The sequence below is a fragment of the Aquabacterium sp. genome (assembly GCF_049274795.1).
Lineage (GTDB): Bacteria > Pseudomonadota > Gammaproteobacteria > Burkholderiales > Burkholderiaceae_C > Aquabacterium.
This window is the reverse complement of sequence record NZ_JBASTH010000101.1, coordinates 1-25,022: the sequence shown is the minus strand read 5'-3', so window position 1 is coordinate 25,022 and position 25,022 is coordinate 1. Positions and strand designations below refer to the sequence as shown.

The following is a 25,022-nucleotide window of genomic DNA, read 5'->3' as shown; positions in this document are numbered from 1 at the left end:
CTGCCGATGCCCGCGGCCGATATCCTCATCCAGGAGATCGATGGCCTGCTCGATGCGCCGCGTGCAGAAGGCATTGCCGCCGCGCTGAGCGTCTGGACGCAGCAAGGCAGCGCTACGCGCTGGACCACGCCCGAGGCCGCAGCGCAGGAGCCGGCCTTCCTGATCTACAGCATCACCAAGACCTTCATCGCCTGCCTGCTGCTGCAATGGGTCGATGCGGGCAAGCTGGATCTGGATGCACCTGTTCGCAGCCTCTGGCGAGGCCCGGAACTGCCCCAATCCTTCAACGATGCGGTCACGCCGCGCCGCCTGTTGAACCACACGGCTGGCCTGCCAGATTACGGCGCGTTGCCTGACTACCAGGCCCAGGTTCGCCGGCACCCTGACCAGCCCTGGTCCACCGAGCACTTCACCCAAGCCACGCTGGCGCGTGACTGGACGGTGCCCGAGCCCGCCCGCTTTGCCTACAGCAACCCAGGCTACATGGTGCTGCGCCAACTGCTGGAAATGGTGGGCGAAAGCCCTTGGGAACAGCAACTCGCAGAGCGTGTGTGCGGGCCCTTGGGTTTGTCACGCACCACGGTGGCGTCCACGCTCGATGATCTGCGCCCGCTGGCGCCGGGTCTGTCACGCCAGATTGCCGAGGGAGATGCATGGGTGGGTGTGCGTGGGCGTTATCGCCCGGGCTGGGTCTCGCATGGCGTCATTGCCTCGACCGTGTCCGAGGTGAGCGCCTTCCTGCACGCCTTGTTCTCGGGCCGCCTGCTTCAGCCTGACAGTTTGGCCGCCATGGTCGATGCCATGCCGGTAGGGCAGGTCGGTGGCCGTTGGCAACAGCCTGGCTACGGCCCTGGGCCTGATGATCGATCCGGCGATGCCTGTGGGCATCGTGCGCGGGCACAACGGTGGTGGCCCCGGGTACAGCGCGAGCGCGTTCGGGCTGCTGGCGGCACACGCTGTTGGCGACAGGCCACGGCCTCCCGCGTTCAAGGTGGGTTGATTCGGACACAATGATGAATAATTATGATTCTCATTTGTGTTTCGTGAGGCAGACAAACCATGCCTCATGCCTTTCATCCAGCCTTGTTGTCCTGCCATGCGTGACCATCCCTGCCGCCCTCCGTTTCTCCGTCGTCCGCTGACGCTGAGCCTTGTCCTCGCCCTGGGCGCCCCCGCTGCTGCCTGGGCCCAGGCAGCGGCCACGCCTGCGGCGGCGTCCAACGAACAGGAAGCTGGCGCCCTGCCGTCGGTGTCGGTGCGTGCGGCCCGCGTGCGCGATGCGTCCACGGAGGACAGCGGCTACGTTGCCCGTTCCGCCACGGTTGGCAAGGAGGCCCGCTCGCTGCGTGAATTGCCCAACTCGGTCACGGTGATCACCCGGCAGGAGTTGGATGACCGGAACGTCCACACGATCGAGGATGCGCTGAAGAACGTCACCGGCGTGACCATCCAGCGCTTCGACGCGGCGGGCAACTACAGCCAGTTCATGGCGCGTGGTTTTGCGGCCGATGCCTACCAGCTCGATGGCCTGACGCTGCAGACCGACGCCAACGGCATCTACTTCGATCTCGCGGGCTATGACCGCGTGGAGGTGCAGCGTGGCATGGCCAGCCTGTTCAGCGGCGCCGGCGAGCCCGGCATCACCGTGAACATCGCGCGCAAGCGCGCATTGGTTACCCCCAAGACCGAAGTGGGGCTGAGTGCGGGTACTTGGGACGCCTATCGCGCTGACCTGGACGTCAACCGCGCCCTCAATGCGGCCGGCACGCTGCGTGGTCGCATGGTCGCGGCCTACGAAGACCGCGGCACCTTCATGGATGGCATCGGCAGCCGCAAGAAATTCATCTACGGTACGGTCGAGGCCGACATTGCCGAGCGCACCACGCTGTCGGTGGGCACGACCTGGCAAGACGTTAACACCGTGCTGTCTCGTGGGCTGCCCACATGGGACGGCGGCAAACTGATCGACATGCGACGCTCGACAATGCCCGTGCAATCCTGGAACGCCCAACGATTGACATCGACGAGCCACTTTGCCGAAATCGAACACCGCGGCCTGGACGACTCCACCCTGAAGTTCGCGCTGCGCCGCGTGGAGCGAGGCAACGATGCGCGCTACATTGACCCATCCATCCCCAGTGCCAATGGCACCATGGCCGGCTTCCCCATTGCAGGCAATGCCACCCCCGGCTTGTCAGCCTCCGCGTTCGAACGTGAGGACAGCGACAGCACGGCCGATGCCTATTACAGCCAGCCTTTCGAGTTGGGGGGGCAAAAGCACAACTTCATGGTCGGTGTTGACTACCGCGTGAGCCGCGCGACTACCCGCTTCGCGGCCTATGCGGCCGTGCCGGGTACCTCGCTCAACCTGTTCGACGTGGACCTGGACGCCATCCCTCAGCCGAACTTCGTCCTTGGCGCACCACAGAAGACACGTGTGACCTCTTCAGGCCTGTATTCGCAGTTGCGCATCAAGCCCACCACCCCTTTGACCTTGATCGCGGGCGCACGCGTGAACTCGTGGAAATCGGAGTCCACCTCCACCACTGGTGCGCGTACCTCCTATTCGGAGAACGGGCACCTGACGCCCTACTTGGCGGCAATCGTCGATGTGACACCCACAACATCCATCTACGCCAGCTACAACGAGATCTTCAAGCCGCAAGCCGACAAGACCATCACGGGGGAGCAGCTCAAGCCACGCACTGGCAAGCAATACGAAGTGGGCGTCAAGGGTGAGTTCAACGGTGGGCGCCTGACATGGCAGGCCGATGTCTACCACCTGACCGACGAGAATCGTGCGGTAGCGATTGACAACACGCCCAATGCCTTCACCTCGCTCGGCAAAGTGGAAATCAAGGGGTTTGAAGGCGAGCTGCGTGGCGAGCTGACCTCGCAGTGGTCGTTCACCGGCGGCTATGCCTACACGCAGACGACCTATCTCAGCGGCAGCAGTGGGCAAGCCGGAACAAGCTTCAGCCCCGTCACGCCCAAGCACAACGTCAACCTGTCGACGCGCTACAAGCTCAACAGCGTGGCCAGCGGCCTGGAGGTGGGGGGCGGCGTGCGCCTGTCGAGCAAGTTCTACAACGTGCCGCTGGTGCGTGGCCCTGGCTACGGCATCGCTTTCCTGAGCGCGGCCTACCCGCTGTCGTCCACCTACAAGGTCACCTTGAACGTGGACAACCTGTTCGACAAGGACTACTACGAGAAGGTCAGCGGCACTACCCGCCAGAACTTCTTCGGTGCACCGCGCAGCATCACCGTGGCATTGCGGGGCAGTTTCTGACCCTGCGCTGAAAGCCGCTGGGCCATCCCGGTTTAGCGCCATTGCCTAAGATGGCATGGCCTACCGGGAGCCCATCATGGATCATCAAATCATCCACAGCGGCGATCACGAAGAAGCCATCGGTGCCCATGCCGGATTCCGAATCCGCGTGGTCACCGCATGGGATGCTGGCGCACGCCAGTTCATGGCCACGGCCTACGTGCGGGGCTCTGAAACCGAGGAAGAGGTGGCGCTGGCGCCCCAGGGTAAGCGCTTTGCCCTGATGCAGGACGCGCAGGATCACGGTTTTGCCATCGCCACGCAATGGATCGACCGCCAGGCAGGTGGCTGAGGGCGTTAGAACACGCCCAGCGCCAGCCCCGCCGTCAGCGATTCGCCCAGTGCTCGGCAGCGTTCCAGATCATCCTCATTGATCTGCTTGGGGGCCAGAATCGCTTCGGGTGTCTGCGCGTGCGTGCAGACGATCAAGGGCTCGGCCACGGGCTTGAGCCGCCAGCCGGTGGCGATGCGCTCGATCTGGCGCGCGGCGTTGTGCCCGTCGCTGCCCGCACAGATCAGCGCGGCATAGGGGCGGCCGTTGATGCGGTCCAGCACCGCGTAATAGCTGCGGTCGAAGAAATCCTTGAGCTGCCCGCTGATGGCGGCCAGGTTCTCCGGGGTGGCGAACACCAGGCCGTCGGCGGCCAGCACGTCGTCGGCCTTTGCCTCGGCAGCATGCAGCAGGCGCACGGACACGCCTTCCTCGGCCAGTGCGCCGTCCCGCGCGGCGCACGCCATCTGGTGGGTGCCGCCGGTCTGGGAGTGGTAGACGATCAGCAGGGTTTTGGGCGTGCTCATGGGGGTGAAGCATAGGCGAGCGGCACCTTGTTTTTCCGCCATGCCCTGCACCATCAAAGTGTCGGAAAAAGCTTCCGGCTCGCGACATGCCGTTGACTGAATATTCGGGCAAACCGCCCAGGTATTGCCGTTCAACGGTATTCAGTCGTCTTCATCATTTATTGGAGTCGGCCTGGCGTGTCGCTGGTCAATATCTCAACCAGTAACTGGGAATCCCTCAAGCAGGGGGGTGAAAGACCTTTCCGGAAATACGCATATCGTTATGACAAAGGATATGGCGTGGTGAGATGCGCTATCGGGCAGATGACTGAAAATATGAAGGTCGCTCCATTTAGTCGTTTTTGAATGTAACAAACTATGGCGTCCGGGGCTATTGCGTGATTCGCGTGACGAGTCGTGATCCGGCGGATATTCTGAATATGCGATCTGGTCCCTTGACCGGCAAGCCTCTGAAAGGTCCACCACGCGCTGCACACGCGCCAGCAGGAATTAAATCAATATGTCCAGTCCCACCGTGTTGTCCTCCCGTCATTCCCAATGGCTGGCGTCTTCTGATTTACCCACCGAGCATGGCCTGTTCTCCATGCACGTGTTTCGCACCACCGGCCGTGACGGCACGGAAGGTTTCCGCGAGCACGTGGCGCTGGTGCACGGGGATGTGATCGGCCAGACCGGCCTGCCGGTGCGGGTGCACTCCGAGTGCATCACCGGCGAGGTGTTCCGCTCGCTCAAATGCGATTGCGGCGACCAGCTCGACAAGGCCATGGCCGAGATCGTGCGCATGGGCGCCGGCATCATCCTCTACCTGCGCCAGGAAGGCCGCGGCATCGGCCTGACCAACAAGATTCGCGCCTACCACCTGCAATCACGCGGCTACGACACCGTGGACGCCAACCGCATGCTGGGCTTGCCTGATGACGCCCGTTCCTACGAGGTCGTGCCCGAGATGCTGGCCCACTTCGGCGTGCCCAGCATCAGCCTGATGACCAACAACCCCGACAAGGTGGCCAAGCTGGCGGCCCTGGGGGTGAAGGTCGACAAGCGCCGGCCCGTCATCACCGTGCCCAACCAGCACTCGGTGGGCTACTTCGAAGCCAAGCGCACCCGCATGGGCCACGCCTTGCCCCAATCCATGGCCATCAGCGAGTAAGGGCGGTCCGGCATGCTGAGCGCGTTTCAACACATGGCGGCCTCGGTGGCTGCCCAAGCCACCTTGCGCCGTCGTCGCCAGGTGTTCCTCACCTTGGTCATCACCACCTCGCTGGCGCTGCTGGCGCTGATGGGCGGGGCCTTGTTCGACGGTGGCGTCGATGCCCTGGGCATCGGCATCATGCTGCTGTTCGCCATCACGCTGCCATGGACCACCATCGGCTTCTGGAACGCGGTGATCGGCTTCTGGCTGATGCATTTCTCGCGGGATGCCGCCGCCGAGGTGGCGCCGCACCTGCGCAGCATCACCGGCACCGAGCCGATCACGCAGTCCACCGCGCTGCTGGTGTGTATTCGCCATGAAGACACAGAGCGCCTGGAGCGCAACCTGGGCTTCATGCTCGAAGGCCTGCAGCGCTCCGGCCATGCGCCGTGGTTCCACCTGTACATGCTGAGCGACAGCGATGACGCCGAGATGATCCATGGCGAGCGGCTGGTGGCCGCCCGGCTCACGGATCGCTTCGGCAGCCAACTGAAGATCACCTACCGCCGGCGCGAAACGCACGAAGGCTACAAGGCCGGCAACATCCGTGATTTCTGCGATCGCTGGGGCAGCCAGCACCGCTTTGCCCTCGTGCTCGATGCCGACAGCGTGATGACATCGGCCGCCATGCTGCGCCTGGTGCGCATCATGCAGGCGCGGCCGCAGATCGGCATCCTGCAGACCCTGGTGACGGGCCTGCCCAGCACCAGCCCCTTCGCGCGTATCTTCCAGTTCGGCATGCGTCTGGGCATGCGCTCGTACACGCTGGGCGCGGCCAGCTGGCAGGGGGATTGCGGCCCTTACTGGGGACACAACGCCATCATCCGCCTGGCGCCCTTCATCGAGCATTGCCACCTGCCGCTGTTGCCAGGCAAGGGCCCCTTGAGCGGCCACGTGCTCAGCCATGATCAGCTCGAAGCCGTGCTGATGCGCCGCGCGGGCTACGAGGTGCGCGTATTGCCCGAGGAAGACGGCAGCTGGGAAGAGAACCCGCCCACCATGCCCGAGTTCATCCGCCGCGATCTGCGTTGGTGCCAGGGCAACCTGCAGTACCTTAAGCTGCTGCGCATGCCCGGTCTGCTGCCCGTGAGCCGCGCGCAGCTGTGGCTGGCCATCGCGATGTATGTGGGCGCACCGGCCTGGCTGGGCATGATCGCCCTGGGCCTGCTGCGTGACCTGCCGGTGGACATCACCCTGTTCAAGACGCTGTTCGCGATCACGATGACCATGTGCTTCGCACCCAAGATCGCCACCCTGGGCGATGTGTTGCTGCGCCCCGAATTGCGCGGCGAGTACGGCGGCACCGGGCGCGTGCTGATCAGCGCCCTGATGGAGCTGGTGTTCTCCGTGCTGATGGCGCCCATCGTGGCCGTGTCCATCACCTTGTTCATGCTGGGCCTGCCTTTTGGGCGGCAGATCGGCTGGGCGGCACAGCAGCGTGATGCTGTCGGCCTGTCATGGGCGGATGCATCGCGCCGCTTGTGGCTGCACACCGCGCTGGGTGTTGTTCTGGGCCTGGCCTTCTGGCAGGTATTTCCGGCCACGTTCTGGCTGTGGCTGCCTTTCGTGATGGGCTTGAGCGCTTCGATCCCGCTGGCGGTGGTCACGGCTGATCCACGCTTGGGTCGTTGGTTGGCCGAAAGCCGCCTGTGCCGCATCCCTGAAGAGGCTCGGCTGCCGCACAAGCCGGAGTACGCGGTGCTGTTCACCCCCTTCGGCCAGAGCGAATTCACGCAGCCTGCCGTCACGGCTGGCGCTGCAGTAGCGGCCGGAGGCCGCGCAGAATGACGGCCGCCACCGAGCTGCTGAGCCCACCGGCCACGGTCGCGCTGCATGGCGAAGACCCTGCCTGGCAGGCCTTGCTGCGCCAGGGCGGGCCGGGTGAGGGCGGCGTGCCCTTCCTGGATGGCGAATCGCTGCTGCATGCCTTGTACGGCCCCTTGTGCGCCATGCGCCGACGCGGCAGCACCTACGTGGTGGGCCACCTGGCGCAGAGCCTGGACGGGCGCATCGCCACCACCTGCGGCGTGTCGCGCTGGCTGAGCGGTGATGAGGATTTGCTGCACACCCACCGCATGCGCGCCATCGCCGATGCCGTGCTGGTGGGCGCCAGCACCGTGCAGCATGACGACCCGCAGCTCACTGTGCGCCTGTGTGCGGGCGAGCACCCCACCCGGGTGATCCTGGACCCGGAGCGCCGGCTCGATGGCAGCCAGAAGGTGTTCACCGACGGCAAGGCGCCCACGCTGCTGCTGGTCGCGGCAGACCGCATGGGCCGCAAGCCGCGGTGCGGGCAGGCCGAGGTGATCCCCATCTCACGCGGTGAGCATGGCTTGGATCCCTTCGAGATCCGCCGTGTGCTGGCCCTGCGTGGCCTGCACTGGCTGTTCGTGGAGGGCGGCGGCATCACCGTGTCGCGTTTCCTGGCGGCCGGCGCGCTCGATCGCCTGCAGATCACCGTGGCCCCGGTGATCATCGGCTCGGGCCGGCCCAGCCTGGTGCTGCCCGAGATCCATGACCTGGCCCACAGCCTGCGCCCGCGCACGCGCCGCTTCCTGCTGGGTGATGACACCATGATCGAGTGTGCCTTCCATGAGTGACCCGCATCGTTCCAATGCTCGATTGGACGGACAGGCATTCTGGGTGGTGTCCCCCGGCCATGGCGAGATCCGCAGTACAACACTGCGTGAACCCGGCCCCGGTGAGGTGCTGATCAAGGCCTTGCGCAGTGGCATCAGCCGCGGCACGGAAAGCCTGGTGTTTCGCGGTGGGGTGCCGGCCAGCCAGTGGCAGGCCATGCGCTGCCCTTTCCAGGAAGGCGATTTCCCCGGCCCGGTGAAGTACGGCTATGCCTCTGTCGGCCGTGTGGCGGCGGGCCCGGCCCATTTGCTGGGCCAGCGCGTGTTCTGCCTGCATCCGCACCAGGACCGCTACATCGTGCCGGTGGATGCCGTCACTTTGGTGCCGGATGCCGTGCCCGACGCACGTGCCGTGCTGGCCGCCAACATGGAAACCGCCGTTAATGGCCTGTGGGATGCGGCGCCGCGCCTGGGCGATCGCATCGCCGTGGTTGGTGCCGGTGTGGTCGGTGGCCTGGTGGCCGCGCTGGCGGCCCGCATGCCTGGCGCATCGGTCGAACTGATCGACACCAACCCCATGCGAGCCGATCTGGCCGTACGACTGGGATGCCGCTTTGCGTTGCCTTCTGAGGCCACGCCAGAGGCCGACCTGGTCATCCATGCGAGCGGCCACCCCGAGGGCCTGGCCACCGCTCTGCACATCGCCGGTTTCGAAGCCACGGTGCTGGAGATGAGCTGGTACGGCGATCGTCCTGTCAGCGTGCCCCTGGGCGAAGCCTTCCACGCCAAGCGCCTGCACCTGCGCTCATCGCAGGTTGGCTCGGTGGCCACGGCCCAGCGCGCGCGCTGGACCTACCAACGCCGCCTGGCCCTGGCCCTGGATCTGCTGACCGATCCCGTGTTCGACCACTTCCTCACGGGCGAGAGCCGCTTTGAGCATCTGCCCCATACCCTGCCGCGCCTGGTGGAATCCCCCGGCGCCGAGCTTTGCCACGTCATTGACTACAACTGAGAAGAATCTACCCATGTACAGCCTTGCCGTTTCTGACCACTTCATGATCGCCCACAGCTTCCGCGGAGAGGTCTTCGGGCCTGCCCAGAAGGTGCACGGCGCCACCTATGGCGTGGAGATCGAGTTCCGCCGGCCTCAGCTCGATGACAACGGCCTGGTGTGCGACATCGGCTTAGCACTGGAACTGCTGCGCGATGTGCTGGCCGAGTTCAACTACCAGAACCTTGATGAACTGCCCGTGTTCAAGGGCCGCAATACCACCACCGAGTTCCTGGCCGGAGAGATCTTCCAGCGCATCAAGGTGCGCGTGGCCGAGGGTGCTGTGGGCGCGGGCACCGCGGGCCAACTGGCTTCGTTGCGCGTGGTGCTGCGGGAGTCGCCCGTGGCCTGGGCGGCCTTCGAAGGGGCTTTGAACTGATGCCGCTGGGCTTCGTGGTGCCGGGCCGGCTGGATCAACTGACCGGCGGCTACCTCTATGACCGGCATGTGGTGGATGGGTTGCGTGCTTCTGGCATGGCCGTGGATGTGGTTGAGCTTCGCGGTACCTATCCAGATGCTGATGTCGCTACTCGGCGCGCAGCCGACGATGCCCTGGCGAAGCAGCCCGATGGGCGCACGGTGGTGATTGATGGGTTGGCCTTGCCTGGCTTGGTCGACAGCCTTTCGGCACACGCCGCCCGCCTGCGCCTGGTGGGCTTCATCCACCACCCCTTGTCGCTCGAAACGGGCCTGAGCCTATCGCAGGTGAACCATTACGCCGCGCTGGAGGCTGATCTGTGGCCACAGCTGAAGGGCGCCATCTGCCCCAGCGAGCACACCGCGCGGGCGGTGCGGGCCAGTGGCCTGCCAGCCGGGCGGGTGGCGGTGGTGGCGCCAGGCACCCACAAGCCGCCAAGTCTGCGCAAGCGCGGGCCGGCTGATGACGGGGCGCTGCAGTTGCTGTCGGTGGGCACCATCACGCCGCGCAAGGGCCACGTGTTGTTGGTCGATGCGCTGGCCGGCTTGCGTGATCTGCCGTGGCAGTTGATCTGCATCGGCAGCCTGGAGCGTGATCCCGCCGCCGCGGTGCAATTGCGTGACCGCATCGCCGACCATGGCTTGCAGGATCGGATCACGCTGCTCGGCGAACAGCCGCCAGAGCGCCTGGCGCAGGCCTACCAACAGGCGCAGGTGTTCGTGCTGCCCTCGTACCACGAGGGCTACGGCATGGTCTTCGCCGAGGCACTGGCGCATGGGCTGCCTGTGGTGTCGACCATGGCAGGTGCGATCGTGGACACCGTGCCGGCCACGGCTTCGCTGCTGGTGCCGCCGGGCGATGTGACCGCCCTGCGCGAGGCCTTGCGCCAGGTGATCACGGATGCACCGCTGCGGGCCCGGCTGACACAGGCGGCGCAGACGGTGGCGGGTACCTTGCCCGATTGGACCGAGACCGTGGCCCGTTGGGCCGCGGCACTGGATCAGGTGAGCCGATGACTGAACCAAAGAACACTGAACAGTCCCGGGTGGACGGCTTTTCTGCCGATTGGCTGAGGCTGCGCGAGCCCCTAGACCTGGCCGCTCGCAGTGAGGCCCTGGCGCAGGGCTTCAAGTCCGCCTTGAAGCCCCGAGAGGGGCAGGCCTTGCGGCTGATGGATCTGGCGGCCGGTGCCGGCGCGAACTTCCGGGCGCTGGCACCGCTGCTGCAGGCTGATCAGGAATGGCTGCTGGTCGACCATGATCCCCTGTTGCTGCAGGCCCAGCGTGAAGAAATCTCTAACTGGGCGCAGCAGCATGGCTGGCGCTGTGTGGATGAGGGCGGTGTGCTGCGCATCGAGGCCGGCAACGCACGCTGGCAGATGCGCGGTCAACAGCTGGATCTGGCGCGTGATCTGGAGCGCATCGACCTGCCTTGGTGCGATGGCCTGGTGACCACGGCTTTTCTGGACCTGGTGTCCTCTGCGTGGCTCGACAGATTGTGTGCACTGCTGGCGGCCGTGCCGCGCCCCCTGCTGGCGACCTTGTCGGTGGATGGCCGGCGCACGTGGCACCCCGCTTTGGCGGCCGATGGGTTCATCGGTGAAGCCTTCGTGGCGCACCAGGCTGGCGACAAGGGCTTTGGCGAATCGCTGGGTGGTCACGCCGCAGCCAGTCTGGTGGAAAAGCTCGGCGCCCACGCCTACCGTGTCAGCGTGCAGCCAAGCGATTGGCGCCTTGGCGCAGCGCACGGCGAGATGCTGCTGACCATGGCCAGAGAGGCAGCCATGGTGGCCTTGGAGGTGAATCCTTCACGCGAGGCCTCCGTATCGACCTGGCAGGCGGAGCGGTCTGCCCAGGCTGCACGAGGCGATCTAACCTTGGTGGTGGGGCACCTGGACCTGCTGGGCGTGCCCGTCTGAGCCACGCGCCAAGGCCAGGTAAACCAGCAGCGACGCATGCGCGTCGTTGGCCGCGTACTGAAGCTGCTGCGGGCTGAGCGTGGGGGTCGCCCAGTTGGAGGTGGTGGCCTTTTTCGATTTCTGCAGACGCTGCTGGAGCACCACCGCCACCGCGGTTTTGAGGCCCACTGCGTCCTTGAAGCCCAGCCGCTTCACCATGTGCGACACATCGATCGACTGGCCCAACTGCGCGCCTAGCTTGCGGTAAAGCTGAGGCCGGTCAGAGGCCAGGCCGAACCCGACCTTCACGACCTCGTTCGATTCGATCATGGTGTGCAGAAAGCCCTGGGCCTCGGGCAGCGCGGTCTGGACGATGAAGGCATGCCCGGCGGTGGCGAACTGCACGATGTCCGGCCCGGTGTGCGGCACGCCTGCCACGAACACAGGCTTGCTCTCGGTGTCGAAGCCGACATGGATGGCGCGGCGCAATTCACGTTCGGCGAACTCGAACTGCTCGGCGCTGCACAGCACATGGATGTGGCTGAGCGGCAGCGCAGGGTAGGGCGGCATGGCCGCAATCTGTTCGGGCGTGGGGCGTTCCAGCCGTGGCGGTCGGTTCATCCATGCAGTATCGCGCAGCACGGGTGATACATTGCGGCGCCATTGCGCTGCATTTCACGCTCGCCGATCTCTACGCCATGCAAACCCGCCTGACCCGCCTCCTGGGCATTGCCCACCCCATCGTCCTGCCTGGCATGACGTATGTCGCCGTGCCCTCGCTGGTGGCGGCGGTCAGCGAAGCCGGTGGCCTAGGCATCCTGGCCTCGGGCGGCATGTCGGCCGATGAGTGCCGCGCGGCCATCCGACAGGTGCGTGCGTTCACCAGCAAGCCTTTCGGCGTCGGCTGCAGCCTGATGCTGCCGGGCGCGGCGGCCTGTGCCGAGGTGGCCGTGCAGGAACAGGTGCCCGTGCTCAACGTGTCCATGGGCAAGGCCAACCAACTGGTGCAGCGGGTGCACGCCTATGGCGGCCATGTGGTCGCCACTGTATCCAGCGAAAAGCATGCGCACTCGGCCATTGATTCCGGCGTGGACGGCCTGATCGTGACCGGCCATGAGGCCGCGGCCCACGGTGGCGCGGTGACCTCGCTGGTGCTGATCCCCGCCGTGCGCGACATGACAGACCTGCCCATCATCGCGGCCGGCGGTTTTGCCGATGGGCGCGGGCTGGTTGCGGCACTGGCCCTGGGCGCGGATGCCGTGGCCATGGGCACGCGCCTGGCCGCGTCCAAGGAAAGCCCGCTGCACGAGGTCACCAAGCAGATGGTGGTCGACAAGGCGGCCGAGGACACCATTTATTCGTCCAACTTCGACACCTTCCCGTGCCGTGTGATGCGCACGCCCGGTGGCGAGAAATACACGGCACGGCACTTGAGCCCGCCGCGCGTCGTGGCACGCTCACTGAGAGCTGCCAGCGAGATGAACACGCCGATGGGCCAGCTGGCGCGCGATGCGCTGCGCGAAGGCCCCTTGCAGGCCGTGAAGATCGCCTACTTCGGCGCGGCCACGCTGGCCATGCGCAAGGCCATGCACCAGGGCGACCATGTGGAGGGCGTGCAACTGATCGGCCAGTCGCAAGGGTTGGTGCACGATGTCCCGGCGGTGACCGAGATCATCGCGCGCACGCTGGCGCAGGCGGGCGAGGTGTGGCGAGCCATGGGCCCTACCAGTTGAAGTTGCGGGGCATGTGATCCGGGGCGGAGTGCGTTCACAACACGACACAGCGGAACGCATCACCGCAGGCACGCCGTTTGCCCGAGCATGGCATGCTGCGGTAGCGGGTCTCGGACATTGATGGCCGCAGCCGCTACAAGATCATTGAGGAGATGACGATGCCCCACGCTCTTTCGCGCTGGATCCGATGGCTGGCTGCTGGCCTGGTGGTGGCCCTGGCCGCCTGCAGTGTGCTGAAGCTGGCCTACGACCAGGCCCCTACCCTGGTGTCCTGGCGCGTCAACAAGGCGCTGGACCTGGAAGGCGCCCAGCGCGATACCGCCCGTGCTGCCGTGCGCGAGTGGTTTGCCTGGCAGCGCAAGGCGCAGTTGCCGGCCATTGCCGCGTTCATGGAGCGCTCGCAGCGTGAGGCCACGGGCACCATCACACCGACACTGGCGTGCGAGCGTCGTCAGGAGATCGAAGGCTGGCTGCGTGCCGGTGCCGACAGAGCGGCCCCCTTGTTCGCCCGGGTGGCGGTTCAACTCACGCCCGCGCACATCGACCACCTGCAGAAGCACTTCAAAGACAAGGACGAAGACTTTGCCGATGACTTCCTGGACGACGATGCCAAGGACCGCCAGGAAGCTGCCGAGAAGTATGTCGAAAAGTGGATGGAGCGCTTCTACGGACGCATGGACAAGGACCAGCGCCGCCAGATCGCCAGCGAGGTGGAGCGCTTGCCGTTCGATGCCGCCGCGATCAACCAGCAACGTCAGCGTGTGCAGAACAATCTGATCGTGCTGCTGCGCAAGCTGCATGACCAGAAGGCCACGGCGGAGCAGGCGCAAGGCCCCATCCTTGCCTTGCTGCACGATGCCATCATGCCGACCGATCCGCGTCAGAAGGCCGACATGGAGCGCTGGATCAGCGCGGGCTGCCAGATGGCCGCCTCCCTGCACAACCACACCTCGGCCGATCAGCGCCGTACGGTGGTCGACAGGCTCAAGGGCTGGACGGGCGACCTCAACGCCCTGTCGAAGGCCGCGCCGCAGTAAGGCGTGCGGCCTCGGCCTGCAGCGTCTTCCAGAAGCGGGCGTCCTGCGAGCTGGCGTAGTTGATGCGCATCAGCATGCTGGGCTGGCGTTGTGCATGGAACAAGGCGCCCGGCGCGATCAGCCAGCCGGCCTCCAACAGCGGGATCACCAGCCGTTCGGTGTCCACGCCCACGTCTACCCAGCCGAACAGGCCTTGAGGTGCCGTCACCAGCTGGAAGCCTGCCTGGCGGATCAACTGCATGCAGCGTGTGCGCGCCGCATCGAGTTGCGTGGCCACGCGTTCACAGTGGCGGCGCATCTGCCCTTGTTCGAGACACCAGGCCAGGGCCTGCTCCAGCAAGGGGGCGGTGGTCAGGGTGGTCAGCAATTTGGTGTTGACGATGCGGTCCACCAGCGGCTGCGGCGCGGCGATGTAGCCCACGCGCCAACTGGGTGACAGCGCCTTGGAGAAGCTGCCGATCAGGACCACGCGGCGCAACTCATCCAGCACGGCCATGCGCGTGGCGTGCTGGGGCCCCAGGAAGCCGTACACATCGTCTTCGAGGATGTGAAAGTCATGCGCCTCGGCCAGCTTGAGCACCTGGTGCGCATGGCCCGGTGAGAGCATCGCACTGGTGGGGTTGTGCAGCACGGACACCGTCACGTACAGCTTGGGGGCATGGGTTTGGGCCAGGCGTGCCAGCACTTCCAGGTCTGGCCCGTCCTGGCCGCGTGGCACCGGCAGGATGCGCATGCCCAGTTGCGCCAGGCGCGCGAACTCCACGGCCCAGCCGGGCTCGTCCACCAGCACGGCATCGCCAGGCCGCAGCAGGGTGCGCGACACCAAGTCCAGCGCCTGTGTGGCGCCCACGGTGGTGATGAATTGGCCGGGCTCAGCGCGCAGGCCCATCTCGGCCATGCGGTGCGACAGCGCTTCGCGCAGGCGCTGATCGCCTTGCGGCTCGCCATAGTGCAGGCTGAGTGCTTCCATGCGCTCGCCCTGGGTGACCTTGCGCAAGGCTGCGCCTAGCATGCCCGCATCCAGCCAGGCCGGGGGCAAGGTGCCCAGGCCCGGCATGGGGCGCGTGCCCGGCTCGTGGAACATGCCCCGGATCAACGTGGTGGCATCGATCGGGGTGCTGGGCTGGAAGGGGTGGGGTGCCGGCGCCGTGGGGCGCACAGGGCTGGGTTGCTGCGTCCGCACGAAAAAGCCGCGCTGTGGGCGTGACTCCACCAGGCCGCGTGCAAGCAATTGGTCATAGGCGGCCACCACGGTGTAGGGGCTCACCCCGTGCGTCTGGGCACAGGCGCGCACCGAGGGCAGGCGTGAGCCGGCGGGCAGGCGATGCTGGCGGATCATCTCGGCGAAGCGACCGGCCAGTTGCTCGGCCAGGGGCTGGTCGCTGTCGCGGGAGAGGGTGTTGGGGGTGGCGCTCATCGGGTCGAAGGGCGTGGTCTGTACTGGTGCTGAAACCGGCACAGTCAGGAGTCTGAACTGGTCATCTGTATTGGTTCTGTACTGGTGTGATGGCTAGAGTGCCATAAAGACAGACAGCACACAACCACCCCTGAGGACTTTCCCATGAGCTTCGCCCTGGCAGCACGCACACAGCGCATGAACCCCTCGGCCATCCGCGACATCCTCAAGGTGACTGAGCGGCCGGGCATCCTGTCGATGGCGGGGGGGCTGCCCGCGCCTGAGGCCTTTCCGGTCGAGGCCATCCGCCGCGCCAGCGACCATGTGCTGGGTACGCAGGGGGCTGCCGCGCTGCAGTACGCCAGCAGCGAAGGGCTGTCCGGCCTGCGGGAATGGGTGGCCGAGCACCTGTCCTGCCCGGGCTGGCGTATCGATCCGGCCCATGTGCTGATCACCACGGGCTCCCAGCAGGGGCTGGATCTGCTGGGCAAGGTGCTGCTGGACGAGGGCGCGTGCGTGCTGGTGGAGCAGCCTACCTACCTGGGCGCGCTACAGGCCTTCACGCCCTATGGCCCGGTGATGCAACCGTGGGCCGCCGATGCCGAGGGTCCCTTGGCCGATGAACTGGCGGGTGATCCCGGCGCCGCCGTGGCCTACCTGATCGCCAACTTCCAGAACCCCGGTGGACAGTGCCTGGGCGAGGCACGTCGCCAGGCCCTGGCCCAGGCCTTGCCGCGCGGCCACACGCTGCTGATCGAAGACGATCCCTATGGCGCGCTCTGGTACGACGCGCCGCCGCCGGCCCCCATGGCCAGCCGTGCGCCGCAGCAGGTGGCCTACCTGGGCTCGTTCTCCAAGGTGCTGTCGCCGGGCCTGCGCGTGGGCTACATGGTGATGCCGGGTGGCGAGGACGATGCCGCCCGCGCCTTGCGCAGCAAACTGCTGCAGGCCAAGCAGGCTTGCGATCTGCACACGCCGGGCCTGAACCAGCGCCTGATCCTGGAACTGCTGCAAGGCGGCTTCGATCTGGAGGCACATCTGCACGAGGTGCGCGAACGCTACCGCTTGCAGCGCGACGTGATGGCCCATGCGCTGGCCACCTATCTGCCGCGCGATTGCCGCTGGCAAGTGCCGCCGGGTGGCATGTTCTTCTGGGTGGAGGCGCCTGAGCATGTGGACACGCTGGCGCGTCTGCCGCGCGCGGTGGAGGCCGGGGTGGCCTATGTGCCTGGCGCACCGTTTTTCTCGTCGAACGACACCGTGAAGCGTAACGCGCTGCGCCTGTCCTTCGTGACGCTGTCACCCGCCCAGATCGAGGAGGCGGTGGCCCGGCTGGGGCCATGTCTGGCCTGAGCGCGCCGGGGCTGGTACCCTTGGGGTTTGTCCGAATCCCGGCCCATGCCGGCGGGAAACCACCCGTGTTTGACCGAGAACTCGAATCCCTGGCCCAGGCCCATCTGCTGCGGCGCCGCCGCGTGGTGGCGCCCGCCGTGCCGCCGCAGGATCTGGCGCCGGATCAGGAGCATCTGCGCGGCACCACCTACCTGATCAATGGGCAGCAGCGTCTGTCCTTCGGCAGCAATGACTACCTGGGCCTGTCGCAGCACCCCATGGTGATCGCCGCCGCGCAGGAGGCGGCCAGCCGCTACGGCGTGGGCGCCACGGCCTCGCCACTGGTGTGCGGCCACAGCCCCGCGCATGAGGCGCTGGAAGAAGAACTGGCCCGCTTGGTGGGCCTGCCGCGTGCGCTGTATTTCTACGCGGGCTACGCCGCCAACGTGGGCCTGGTCCCGGCTCTGGTGGGCAAGGGCGATGCGATCTTCTCCGATGCGCTGAACCACGCCTGTTTGATCGATGGCGCGCGCCTGTCGCGGGCCGACATCCACATCCTGCCGCACGGCGATCTGGCCGCGATGGCGCAGGCCCTGGCCGACAGCACGGCCGAGCGCAAGCTGGTGATCACCGACGCCGTGTTCAGCATGGACGGCACCATCGCCAACGTGCCCGCGTTGCTGGCCATGTGCGAGCGGCACGATGCCTGGCTGGTGATCGACGATGCGCACGGTTTCGGTGTCCTGGGCGCCCATGGCGAGGGCACGCTGGCGCACTGGGGCATCGCCACCCTGGACGGCGTGGCCCCTGAGTGGCAGGGCAGGCTTGACCGGTTGGTCTACATGGCCACCCTGGGCAAGGCGGCCGGCGTGGCGGGTGCCTTCGTGGCGGGCCACCCCGATGTGGTCGAGTGGATCATGCAGAAGGCGCGTACCTACATGTTCGCCACGGCCGCCCCGGCGATGATTGCCGAGGCGCTGCGTGCCGCGGTAGGCCTGATCGCCACCGAGGGCTGGCGGCGCACGCATCTGGCCGCGCTGCGCGAGCAACTGCGCCAAGGGCTGGACAAGGTCGTGCCCTGGGATCTGTGGCCCTCCGACACGGCCATCCAGCCGCTGGTGATCGGCCGCAACGAAGCTGCGCTGCTGGTGATGAACGCGCTGGACCGGTCCGGCGTGTGGGTGCCGGCCATTCGTCCGCCAACGGTGCCGAAGGGCTCCGCGCGGCTGCGCATCTCGCTGTCGTCGGCCCATACCGAGGGGCAAGTGGCGCAGTTGATCGATGCCTTGAAGGCGGCGGCACGCTGATGGCGGGCTCGGTCGTGGTGCGTGCCATGCGGCCTGAGGATCTCGACGCCATCGTCGAGGTCCAGGCGCAGTGCTATCCCCCCGACATGAACGAGCCTGCCTCGCTGCTGGGCGCGCGCCTGCAGGCCTGTCCTGACACGGCCTGGGTGGCGGTCGACCCGGGCACGGATGTACCTGGTGCCTACCTGGTGGGCTATCGAACCTTGCTGGGCAAGATATCGCCCTTGGGTGGGCCTTTTGCGCACCACCCGCAGGCTGATGGCCTCTACCTGCACGATCTGGCCATTGGCCGGGCCTTGCGCGGGCGCGGCGTGGCACAGGCCTTGGTGGCGCACGCACGTGCGCAGGCGCTGGCGTGGCATCTGGCCGGGCTGACGTTGGTGTCGGTCAATGACACCGTGGCCTTCTGGCGAGGGCAGGGCTTCGAGCCTGCCGATGTGACGCCACAGGGGCAGGCCGCACTGGACACCTACCCTGGCCGGGCGGTGTCCATGCGCGCCTGAGGCGCCTCACGTCAGCGCCTTACTTCAGGTAAGAGCGCAGCACGCCCAGCAGGGCATCGACCTCGTCCTGCCGTTGTGCTGGCGTGAGGCCTTCTGCGCCCAGGTGCTCGCGCACGTGGCCTTCGAGTACCTCGGTCATCAGCCCGTTGACAGCTCCGCGGATGGCTGCGATCTGCTGCAATACGGCCAGGCAATCGCCTTCCTCGGCGAGCGCGCGCTCCAGCGCATCGGCCTGCCCCTTGATGCGGCGGACGCGGGTGATGAGACGATTTTTCCCTGTCACGGTGTGTGCCATGGGTGCATTGTAGCGTGCGCTTGAATATACTGGGGGGGGGTATAAATCGAGCCCTCTCCCATGACGACCCAGACTGCCATTTCCGCCTGCCAACATCCTCACGTGTTCGATCGCGCCAACCCGCTGGCCGAACGCAACACGCGCTGGGCCTTGTTGCTCACCGCCGTGATGATGGTGGCCGAGATCCTGGGTGGCTGGGTCTTTGGCTCGATGGCGCTGCTGGCCGATGGCTGGCACATGAGCTCGCATGCGGTGGCGCTGGGCCTGTCCGTGGCGGCCTACGCGGCGGCGCGGCGTCTGGCGCATGACCGGCGGTTCACCTTCGGCACCTGGAAGATCGAAGTGCTGGGGGGCTACACCAGCGCGATCCTGCTGGTGGGTGTGGCCGTGTTGATGGTGTGGCAGTCGGTTGATCGCCTGATCACGCCTACCGCCATCCACTACGACGAGGCCTTGGCCATCGGGGCGATCGGGCTGCTGGTGAACCTGCTGTGCGCATGGCTGCTGCGCGGGGGGCACGATCACCACCATGGGCATGAGGGGCACGGACACCATCATCATGATCACGGCAGCCAGCACGAGGATCTCAACCTGCGCGCAGCCTACCTGCACGTGGTGGCCGATGCCGCAACTTCGGTGTTGGCCCTGGCGGCACTGTTCGGTGGCAAGTTGTGGGGCCTGACCTGGCTGGATCCGGTGATGGGGCTGGTGGGGGCCGTGCTGGTCACCGTGTGGGCAGTGGGGCTGCTCAAGGAAACGGCGCGCGGCCTGCTTGATGCCGACATGGACGCGTCCGTGGTCGATGAAATCCGCGAAGCCATCGAACAGGGGCCGATTCCGGCCCGGCTGTTGGATCTGCATGTCTGGCGCGTGGGGCCCGGTCGCTATGCCTGCATCGTTTCACTCGCTACAACCTCTGCCAGTGCCGGGCCGGAGGATTTCAAGCGTTTGCTGCAGGTACATGAGGAACTTGTGCACATGTCGATCGAGGTGAACCGCGTTGGGGATGGGGCCGGATTGGGGGTGTCTTGATTTTGTAAATGAGAATAAGTTAGCATTCGCGACCTTTTCCGCGAAGTGTTTCCATGTCTTTCAGATCCTGTACCCGCCTGAGTCTTTTCGGCTTGATGGCATCGTCGGTCGTGCCCGTGTGGGCGCAAACATCCACCGCTGAGCCCGCCGCCGAGGCCGGTGTCTCTGGCGCAACAGCCCTGCCAGACATCATCGTCAGGGAGCGGGCCCATGAGGTCGGGTATCAGCCCAAACGCGCCACCACCGCCACCCGCACAGATGCCGCCTTGCGCGATGTACCCCAGGCCATCGCCGTGGTTCCTGCGCAGGTACTGCAGGATCAACTGGTGCGCAGCATCGACGAGGCGCTGTACTACGTGAGTGGGATCACTCAAGCCAATACGTTGGGCGGCACGCAGGATGCCGTGGTCAAGCGCGGGTTTGGCGCCAACCGGGATGGATCGATCCTGCGTGATGGCGTTCGCACGGTGCTGGCGCGCAACCTCACCTTCACCACCGACCGGGTGGAAGTGATCAAGGGCCCTTCGTCGGTGCTGTATGGCGCGATGGAGCCTGGTGGGATGGTCAACATGGTCACCAAGAAGCCTCAACTGAGTTTCGCGGGGCAGGCCGCGTTGTATGCCTCGAGCTTCGGCGGCGGCGGCGCGTCAGCGGACATCACAGGTCCGATCGGTGACAACGGCCTAGCCTACCGCATGATCGTGGATGCCAGCCGGGTGGACTACTGGCGCAACTTCGGCGTGAACAAGCAGACGGTGGTCGCACCGTCGCTGGCCTGGTATGGACGTGACACGTATGTGCGCGTGTCCTACGAGCACACGGAATACGAGCAGCCCTTCGACCGTGGCACGGTGTTGGACAGTCGTACCGGAAAGCCGGTGGATGTGGACCCGAAGCGTCGCTTCGACGAGGCCTACAACCGGACCATTGGCGATTCGGATTTCTTCACTGTACAGGCCCAGCACGCGTTGAACACGGCCTGGAAACTCAACGGTACCTACAGCTACAACCGCAATCGCTACAGCGACTACCAGGCCCGGCCGGTGTCACTGAACCCGGTCACCGGGATCCTGACACGTCGGCCGGATGGCACCCGCGGCGCCGAGAGCCAGATGCACGTGGCCCAGGTCAACCTGCAGGGGCAGGTGAACTGGGCTGGTTTGCAGCATGAGATCCTGGTCGGCCTGGATGCGGAAAACAGCGACATCTTCCGCCGTGACTTGATCCGGGGCAGCAATGTCGGGGGCTTCAACATCTACAACCCCGTCTACGGCGTGCTGCCCAACTCGACAACAGTGGACCCCGCTACGAGCGACCAGAGCGACAAGATCGAGCAGCAGGCACTGTTCGTGCAGGACGCCATCCGCCTGAACGATCAATGGCTCGTGAACCTGGGCGCGCGCTGGCAGCGCTACGATCAGGTGGCGGGCCGTGGCAGGCCGTTCGTGGTCGGCAGCAGTTCGGATGGCACGGCGTTCGTGCCCCGCGCCGGCGTTGTCTGGCAGCCCAACGCGGTCTGGTCGCTCTATGCCAACTACGCCGAATCGCTCAATCCGCAGAGCAGTATCGGCAATGTCATCGGCACCTTGCCGCCCGAAGAGGCCAAATCGCTGGAGTTTGGTGCCAAGCTCGAACTGCCGCGCGGCGTCACGGCCACCGCGGCGGTGTATGACATCGACAAGCGTAACGTGGTCGTGCGCGAGACGATCGGTGGGCAGGTCTTTGCACGTGCGGTTGGCGGGGCTCGTTCGCGTGGCCTGGAAGTGGATGTGGCCGGGCAGGTCGGGCGCCATTGGAAACTCATCGGCAACCTCGCCTACACGGACGCCGAGGTGACGGATGATCCGGTATTCAAGGGCAAGCAACTGCCCAACGTGGCCCGCGTGTCGGGCGGCGTGTTTGCCACCTACGAATTCCCGCGCCTGGCCTCCGGCCTGTGGCGCGCCGGCGCGGGCGTCCGCCATGTGGGCCGCCGCCCGGGCGACAGCAACAACAGCTTCTTCAACGATTCGTATGAAGTGGCCGATGCCTTCGTGTCCTGGGACACTGCGTGGAGCGGGCGTGCCGTGCGCATGCAGCTCAACGTGAAGAACCTCTTCGACAAGACCTATGTGTCGTCGTCCACGAACACCGTCTACATGTCGTTCGGCGAAGCGCGGCAGGTCGTGGCGCGCGTGGTGGTGGACTTCTGAACTGAGGGAGCGGCCCCGCAGGGGCTCAGGATAGAGGCATGCCAGGTTTGAAAAAGCTCTGGTTCCAGCTGCACTGGTTCGTCGGCATCACAGCAGGCAGTGTACTGATCCTGATCGGCTTGTCGGGTGGTGTGCTGTCATTCCAGCAGGAATTGCTTTCCGCGCTGAATCCCGGTACAGCGTCGGTGTTGCCAGTGGCTGGGCGCAACCACCTGTCGCCCCCCGAGATCGCGGCTGCTTTGCGCAAGGCAGGTGATCAGCATGTGGTGCAGCGAATCACTGTGCATGCCGAGCCGGGCCGGGCTGCGCAGGTCACCTTCGCTCCGCTGGCCGGGCAGCGCCGGGGGCACAGCCAACTGGCAGACCCGTATTCGGGGGCGTTGCTGCCTGAACTGGCAGGAGAAGCTTTCTTCGATTGGGTGGAGCGCTTGCACCGCTGGCTGCTTCTTCCGCGCGATCAGGGCAAGTCCATCACGGGTGGCCTGGCCATCTGCCTGCTGGGCTTGTCCTTGTCCGGCCTGTACCTACGATGGCCACGGCACCCCTTGTCGTGGCGCAGCTGGCTCACGTTCGATACGGCGCTCAAGGGGCGCTCGTTTCTGTGGGGGCTGCATTCGGTGGTGGGCACCTGGGCGCTGGCAGGCTACGTGCTGTTCACGCTCACGGGGGTGTATTGGGCGTTCGATTGGGTGCGCGGTCCAGTCGATCGATGGGCCGGTACGCCTGCGCGGCAGGCCGAAGCGTCTCCGCCCGGAGGCAGCCGCGCAGGGCGAGAGTCTTCATCGGCACAGACGGTGCTCCCCTTGGCTGCGGCTGACTCCGCACCCGTGTGGGCATCTTTCATCCGCACATCGCCCACCTGGCAGCAGGCCCAGGTTCGTTGGCCGGATCGAGCGGGGCAGCCCGTGCAGATCCTCTGGCTGGATGTGGATGCACCACACGACCGGGCCCGCAATCAGATGCGCATAGCCCCTGATGGGCACGTGCTGCGTGACGAGCGCTACGCGGACCTACCTATAGGCCGACGTGCGCTCACCACGGTCTACCCGCTTCACACGGGCAGCTATTTCGGCATGACGGGGCGCATCGCCATGATGCTGATCTCTCTGGCATTGCCCCTGTTCGCCATCACGGGGTGGTTGTTGTACCTGGACCGACGTCGAAAGGCCCGTGCCGTGCTGAGTGAGCGGCGTGCCTTGGCGGGGGCTCTTTCACCCCCTTTTGCCATCGATGGGCCCAAGGTGCTTGTGGCCTTCGCCAGCCAGGCGGGCCGTGCCGAGCGTCTGGCCGTGCGCACCGTGGCCATGTTGAGGGCAGCGGGCGTCGATACCTCATTGCAATCTGTCGGCTCCATGGACACCGAGCAGCTTCGCCACCATCAACAAGTGCTGTTCATCGCAAGCACCTTTGGTGAGGGTGATTCTCCGGATTCGGCACGCCGCTTTGCCCGGTTGCTGGCCTCGGACACTGCTGCCAGCCTGCCCCATGTCCGCTATGGTCTTCTGGCCCTTGGTGACCGGCAGTACCAGGCCTTCTGCGGGTTCGGGCTCGCGCTCGATCATCAATTGCATCGCCTGGGCGCCCAGCCACTGTTTCCGATGGTGGAGATGGACGGAGAAGACCCGTTGGCCTGGGGACTGTGGCAAACCGCGCTGATGGGGCATTTTGGTGTCCCCATGCCCGGCATGCACGATGCGGCCGTGGCTGCGCCAGATGAGGGCGGGTTTCACGACTGGACGCTGAGCACCCGGCATCTCTGCAACCCTGGCAGCCAGGGCGCTCCCTTGTTCAGCGTGCAACTGGTGCCGCCAGAGAATCTGCCCCTGTCCTGGCAGGCAGGGGCACTGGTGGAAGTTCAGCCGTGCCACGCGCCGGAGGTGGTCCAGGCCTGTCTGCAACGAGAGGGCCTCGACGGTGAACAGGCCGTGCAGTGGCAAGGCCATGAGACAAGCCTGAGGGCGGTGTTCGTGCGGAGCGTTTTGCCGACACCAGGTGCTGCGTCCGATGGCGTATCCGCGCAGGACTTGGTGGATGGCATGCGGGCGATGGCGTTGCGAAGCTACTCGATGGCTTCCCTGCCGAACGATGGGCACGTGCAGTTGCTGGTGCGGCAGGCACGCCATGACGGCGGCCTGGGGGTGGCCTCTGGCTGGTTGACAGCACATGCGGTGCCTGGCACCAGGGTCCGTCTGCGCGTGGTGACCAACATGGCCTTCGCCAGCGATGGTCGTGATGTTCCCGCCATCTTCATCGGCAATGGATCAGGGTACGCCGGATTGCGCGCCCATCTGATCGAGCGCATGCAGCAGGGATTCCATCGAAACTGGCTGCTCTTTGGTGAACGCCAGCGTGCACACGACGGGTTCGTGGAAGCAGAAGTCCAGTCATGGTTGGCGATGGGCAAGCTGGAGCGCGCGGACTTCGTGTACTCCCGTGACCAGGCGCCGCGCCGCTATGTGCAGGACGCCTTGAAGGAGTCTGCTGACACCTTGTGCGCATGGGTGGCCGATGGCGCCGTGTTGTACGTGTGTGGATCGCTTCAGGGCATGGCGGCGGGCGTTGACGCCGCGCTCCAGGCAGTGCTGGGCGCTACCGTGGTTGAGGACCTGATCGCGCAGGGGCGTTACCGGCGTGATGTCTACTAGGGAGCAGCATCCATGAAAAAACGGGCCCTGAAGAGGGCCCGTTGAAAGCGCAAACCGGATTGCGCGCCAGGAGGAGACAAGCGGAGAAAACTGGGGTTCAGTGCACCAGGGTCAGTGCATCTGGATGCCACCGGCAGCCTTGCCCTTGCCGGCGCGTGCCGGCGGGTTGCACAGGCCGCACACGAAGTGGCGGGCCACCTCATGCGGATGCGTCACGAAGTGGCCGCTGCACTTGGAGCACTTGGTCATGGTCAGCATGCCGTTGTCGATGAACTTGACCAGACGCC

At 65.9% G+C, this 25,022-nt stretch carries 23 protein-coding genes; 18 read left to right on the top strand and 5 right to left on the bottom strand.

Features of this window, described 5'->3' with window-relative positions; translation table 11 throughout:
* Positions 1-6: 6 nt before the first annotated feature.
* From WAQ08_RS17215 to WAQ08_RS17205, 3 genes are all read left to right on the top strand, one after another.
* A complete protein-coding gene (locus tag WAQ08_RS17215; protein ID WP_422193249.1) occupies positions 7-1,014 on the top strand; it encodes a serine hydrolase domain-containing protein in 1,008 nt (335 codons plus the stop codon).
* Positions 1,015-1,096: 82 nt separating this feature from the next.
* A complete protein-coding gene (locus WAQ08_RS17210) occupies positions 1,097-3,289 on the top strand; it encodes a TonB-dependent siderophore receptor (protein ID WP_422193247.1) in 2,193 nt (730 codons plus the stop codon).
* A 76-nt stretch (positions 3,290-3,365) separates the two neighbouring features.
* Positions 3,366-3,620 (top strand): hypothetical protein, encoded by a 255-nt coding sequence (locus tag WAQ08_RS17205; protein ID WP_422193245.1) that lies wholly within the window; start codon positions 3,366-3,368, stop codon positions 3,618-3,620.
* A 5-nt stretch (positions 3,621-3,625) separates the two neighbouring features.
* Here the strand turns inward: WAQ08_RS17205 and WAQ08_RS17200 are convergent, their stop codons facing one another.
* Positions 3,626-4,126, bottom strand: a complete 501-nt coding sequence (locus WAQ08_RS17200; protein WP_422193243.1) for a flavodoxin family protein — start codon at positions 4,124-4,126, stop codon at positions 3,626-3,628.
* A 499-nt stretch (positions 4,127-4,625) separates the two neighbouring features.
* Here WAQ08_RS17200 and ribA point away from each other — a divergent pair, with 499 nt between their 5' ends.
* From ribA to WAQ08_RS17165, 7 genes are read left to right on the top strand one after another with little or no spacing between them, the layout of a single operon-like run.
* Positions 4,626-5,276 carry a GTP cyclohydrolase II gene (ribA, locus tag WAQ08_RS17195; RefSeq protein ID WP_422193241.1) on the top strand — a complete coding sequence of 217 codons (651 nt, stop codon included), beginning with the start codon at positions 4,626-4,628 and terminating at the stop codon, positions 5,274-5,276.
* 12 nt (positions 5,277-5,288) lie between these two features.
* Positions 5,289-7,106, top strand: a complete 1,818-nt coding sequence (gene mdoH / locus WAQ08_RS17190) for a glucans biosynthesis glucosyltransferase MdoH (RefSeq protein WP_422193239.1) — start codon at positions 5,289-5,291, stop codon at positions 7,104-7,106.
* Complete coding sequence (locus WAQ08_RS17185) at positions 7,103-7,918, top strand: RibD family protein (RefSeq protein ID WP_422193237.1); 816 nt, start codon at positions 7,103-7,105, stop codon at positions 7,916-7,918. Before mdoH ends, WAQ08_RS17185 begins: the two co-directional genes overlap by 4 nt.
* Positions 7,911-8,909, top strand: a complete 999-nt coding sequence (locus tag WAQ08_RS17180; protein WP_422193235.1) for a zinc-dependent alcohol dehydrogenase — start codon at positions 7,911-7,913, stop codon at positions 8,907-8,909. Before WAQ08_RS17185 ends, WAQ08_RS17180 begins: the two co-directional genes overlap by 8 nt.
* A 13-nt stretch (positions 8,910-8,922) precedes the next feature.
* Positions 8,923-9,327 (top strand): 6-pyruvoyl trahydropterin synthase family protein, encoded by a 405-nt coding sequence (locus WAQ08_RS17175; RefSeq protein WP_422193233.1) that lies wholly within the window; start codon positions 8,923-8,925, stop codon positions 9,325-9,327.
* Complete coding sequence (locus WAQ08_RS17170) at positions 9,327-10,382, top strand: glycosyltransferase family 4 protein (RefSeq protein WP_422193231.1); 1,056 nt, start codon at positions 9,327-9,329, stop codon at positions 10,380-10,382. The genes WAQ08_RS17175 and WAQ08_RS17170 overlap by 1 nt, the downstream gene beginning before the upstream one ends.
* Complete coding sequence (locus tag WAQ08_RS17165) at positions 10,379-11,284, top strand: hypothetical protein (RefSeq protein WP_422193229.1); 906 nt, start codon at positions 10,379-10,381, stop codon at positions 11,282-11,284. The genes WAQ08_RS17170 and WAQ08_RS17165 overlap by 4 nt, the downstream gene beginning before the upstream one ends.
* On the opposite strand, the gene WAQ08_RS17160 is transcribed toward WAQ08_RS17165, so the two are convergent.
* Positions 11,237-11,884, bottom strand: coding sequence for a 3'-5' exonuclease (locus tag WAQ08_RS17160; protein ID WP_422193227.1), 648 nt, complete (start codon positions 11,882-11,884; stop codon positions 11,237-11,239). The two genes, WAQ08_RS17165 and WAQ08_RS17160, sit on opposite strands and share 48 nt — an antisense overlap.
* Positions 11,885-11,961: 77 nt before the next feature.
* Here WAQ08_RS17160 and WAQ08_RS17155 point away from each other — a divergent pair, with 77 nt between their 5' ends.
* Positions 11,962-12,996, top strand: a complete 1,035-nt coding sequence (locus tag WAQ08_RS17155; RefSeq protein WP_422193225.1) for an NAD(P)H-dependent flavin oxidoreductase — start codon at positions 11,962-11,964, stop codon at positions 12,994-12,996.
* Between the two features lie 158 nt (positions 12,997-13,154).
* Positions 13,155-14,033 carry a DUF6279 family lipoprotein gene (locus tag WAQ08_RS17150; protein WP_422193223.1) on the top strand — a complete coding sequence of 293 codons (879 nt, stop codon included), beginning with the start codon at positions 13,155-13,157 and terminating at the stop codon, positions 14,031-14,033.
* Here WAQ08_RS17150 and WAQ08_RS17145 read toward each other — a convergent pair.
* Positions 14,002-15,450, bottom strand: a complete 1,449-nt coding sequence (locus tag WAQ08_RS17145; protein WP_422193221.1) for a PLP-dependent aminotransferase family protein — start codon at positions 15,448-15,450, stop codon at positions 14,002-14,004. The genes WAQ08_RS17150 and WAQ08_RS17145 overlap by 32 nt on opposite strands.
* A gap of 144 nt (positions 15,451-15,594) precedes the next feature.
* On the opposite strand from WAQ08_RS17145, the gene WAQ08_RS17140 reads away from it, so the two are divergent.
* From WAQ08_RS17140 to WAQ08_RS17130, 3 genes are all read left to right on the top strand, one after another.
* Positions 15,595-16,782: a PLP-dependent aminotransferase family protein gene (locus WAQ08_RS17140; protein ID WP_422193219.1), complete on the top strand. Its 1,188-nt coding sequence runs from the start codon at positions 15,595-15,597 to the stop codon at positions 16,780-16,782.
* A gap of 65 nt (positions 16,783-16,847) precedes the next feature.
* The gene (locus tag WAQ08_RS17135) at positions 16,848-18,068 is read left to right on the top strand and encodes an aminotransferase class I/II-fold pyridoxal phosphate-dependent enzyme (protein WP_422193218.1); all 1,221 of its coding nucleotides are present in this window, start codon (positions 16,848-16,850) and stop codon (positions 18,066-18,068) included.
* The gene (locus tag WAQ08_RS17130; protein WP_422193216.1) at positions 18,068-18,571 is read left to right on the top strand and encodes a GNAT family N-acetyltransferase; all 504 of its coding nucleotides are present in this window, start codon (positions 18,068-18,070) and stop codon (positions 18,569-18,571) included. Before WAQ08_RS17135 ends, WAQ08_RS17130 begins: the two co-directional genes overlap by 1 nt.
* 19 nt (positions 18,572-18,590) lie before the next feature.
* On the opposite strand, the gene WAQ08_RS17125 is transcribed toward WAQ08_RS17130, so the two are convergent.
* On the bottom strand, positions 18,591-18,866 hold the full coding sequence (locus tag WAQ08_RS17125; protein ID WP_422193215.1) for a metal/formaldehyde-sensitive transcriptional repressor: 276 nt from the start codon (positions 18,864-18,866) through the stop codon (positions 18,591-18,593).
* Between the two features lie 60 nt (positions 18,867-18,926).
* On the opposite strand from WAQ08_RS17125, the gene dmeF reads away from it, so the two are divergent.
* From dmeF to WAQ08_RS17110, 3 genes are read left to right on the top strand one after another with little or no spacing between them, the layout of a single operon-like run.
* The gene (dmeF, locus tag WAQ08_RS17120) at positions 18,927-19,898 is read left to right on the top strand and encodes a CDF family Co(II)/Ni(II) efflux transporter DmeF (protein ID WP_422193213.1); all 972 of its coding nucleotides are present in this window, start codon (positions 18,927-18,929) and stop codon (positions 19,896-19,898) included.
* Positions 19,899-19,951: 53 nt separating this feature from the next.
* A complete protein-coding gene (locus WAQ08_RS17115) occupies positions 19,952-22,090 on the top strand; it encodes a TonB-dependent siderophore receptor (RefSeq protein ID WP_422193212.1) in 2,139 nt (712 codons plus the stop codon).
* 38 nt (positions 22,091-22,128) lie between these two features.
* On the top strand, positions 22,129-24,735 hold the full coding sequence (locus WAQ08_RS17110) for a PepSY domain-containing protein (protein ID WP_422193210.1): 2,607 nt from the start codon (positions 22,129-22,131) through the stop codon (positions 24,733-24,735).
* Between the two features lie 111 nt (positions 24,736-24,846).
* On the opposite strand, the gene WAQ08_RS17105 is transcribed toward WAQ08_RS17110, so the two are convergent.
* Positions 24,847-25,022, bottom strand: a 176-nt coding sequence (locus WAQ08_RS17105) for a FlhC family transcriptional regulator (protein WP_422191354.1), incomplete at its 5' end; no start/stop codon positions are given.

Bases quoted from the DNA above. Each gene is read 5' to 3' on its own strand.
- WAQ08_RS17185 (WP_422193237.1), top strand. From the start codon at position 7,103: ATGACGGCCGCCACCGAGCTGCTGAGCCCACCGGCCACGGTCGCGCTG.
- WAQ08_RS17170 (WP_422193231.1), top strand. From the start codon at position 9,327: ATGCCGCTGGGCTTCGTGGTGCCGGGCCGGCTGGATCAACTGACCGGC.
- WAQ08_RS17180 (WP_422193235.1), top strand. From the start codon at position 7,911: ATGAGTGACCCGCATCGTTCCAATGCTCGATTGGACGGACAGGCATTC.
- WAQ08_RS17115 (WP_422193212.1), top strand. From the start codon at position 19,952: ATGTCTTTCAGATCCTGTACCCGCCTGAGTCTTTTCGGCTTGATGGCA.
- ribA (WP_422193241.1), top strand. From the start codon at position 4,626: ATGTCCAGTCCCACCGTGTTGTCCTCCCGTCATTCCCAATGGCTGGCG.
- WAQ08_RS17125 (WP_422193215.1), bottom strand. From the start codon at position 18,866: ATGGCACACACCGTGACAGGGAAAAATCGTCTCATCACCCGCGTCCGC.
- WAQ08_RS17205 (WP_422193245.1), top strand. From the start codon at position 3,366: ATGGATCATCAAATCATCCACAGCGGCGATCACGAAGAAGCCATCGGT.
- WAQ08_RS17155 (WP_422193225.1), top strand. From the start codon at position 11,962: ATGCAAACCCGCCTGACCCGCCTCCTGGGCATTGCCCACCCCATCGTC.
- WAQ08_RS17150 (WP_422193223.1), top strand. From the start codon at position 13,155: ATGCCCCACGCTCTTTCGCGCTGGATCCGATGGCTGGCTGCTGGCCTG.
- WAQ08_RS17145 (WP_422193221.1), bottom strand. From the start codon at position 15,450: ATGAGCGCCACCCCCAACACCCTCTCCCGCGACAGCGACCAGCCCCTG.
- WAQ08_RS17130 (WP_422193216.1), top strand. From the start codon at position 18,068: ATGGCGGGCTCGGTCGTGGTGCGTGCCATGCGGCCTGAGGATCTCGAC.
- WAQ08_RS17110 (WP_422193210.1), top strand. From the start codon at position 22,129: ATGCCAGGTTTGAAAAAGCTCTGGTTCCAGCTGCACTGGTTCGTCGGC.
- WAQ08_RS17215 (WP_422193249.1), top strand. From the start codon at position 7: ATGCCCGCGGCCGATATCCTCATCCAGGAGATCGATGGCCTGCTCGAT.
- mdoH (WP_422193239.1), top strand. From the start codon at position 5,289: ATGCTGAGCGCGTTTCAACACATGGCGGCCTCGGTGGCTGCCCAAGCC.
- WAQ08_RS17160 (WP_422193227.1), bottom strand. From the start codon at position 11,884: ATGAACCGACCGCCACGGCTGGAACGCCCCACGCCCGAACAGATTGCG.
- WAQ08_RS17200 (WP_422193243.1), bottom strand. From the start codon at position 4,126: ATGAGCACGCCCAAAACCCTGCTGATCGTCTACCACTCCCAGACCGGC.
- WAQ08_RS17210 (WP_422193247.1), top strand. From the start codon at position 1,097: ATGCGTGACCATCCCTGCCGCCCTCCGTTTCTCCGTCGTCCGCTGACG.
- dmeF (WP_422193213.1), top strand. From the start codon at position 18,927: ATGACGACCCAGACTGCCATTTCCGCCTGCCAACATCCTCACGTGTTC.
- WAQ08_RS17175 (WP_422193233.1), top strand. From the start codon at position 8,923: ATGTACAGCCTTGCCGTTTCTGACCACTTCATGATCGCCCACAGCTTC.
- WAQ08_RS17140 (WP_422193219.1), top strand. From the start codon at position 15,595: ATGAGCTTCGCCCTGGCAGCACGCACACAGCGCATGAACCCCTCGGCC.
- WAQ08_RS17165 (WP_422193229.1), top strand. From the start codon at position 10,379: ATGACTGAACCAAAGAACACTGAACAGTCCCGGGTGGACGGCTTTTCT.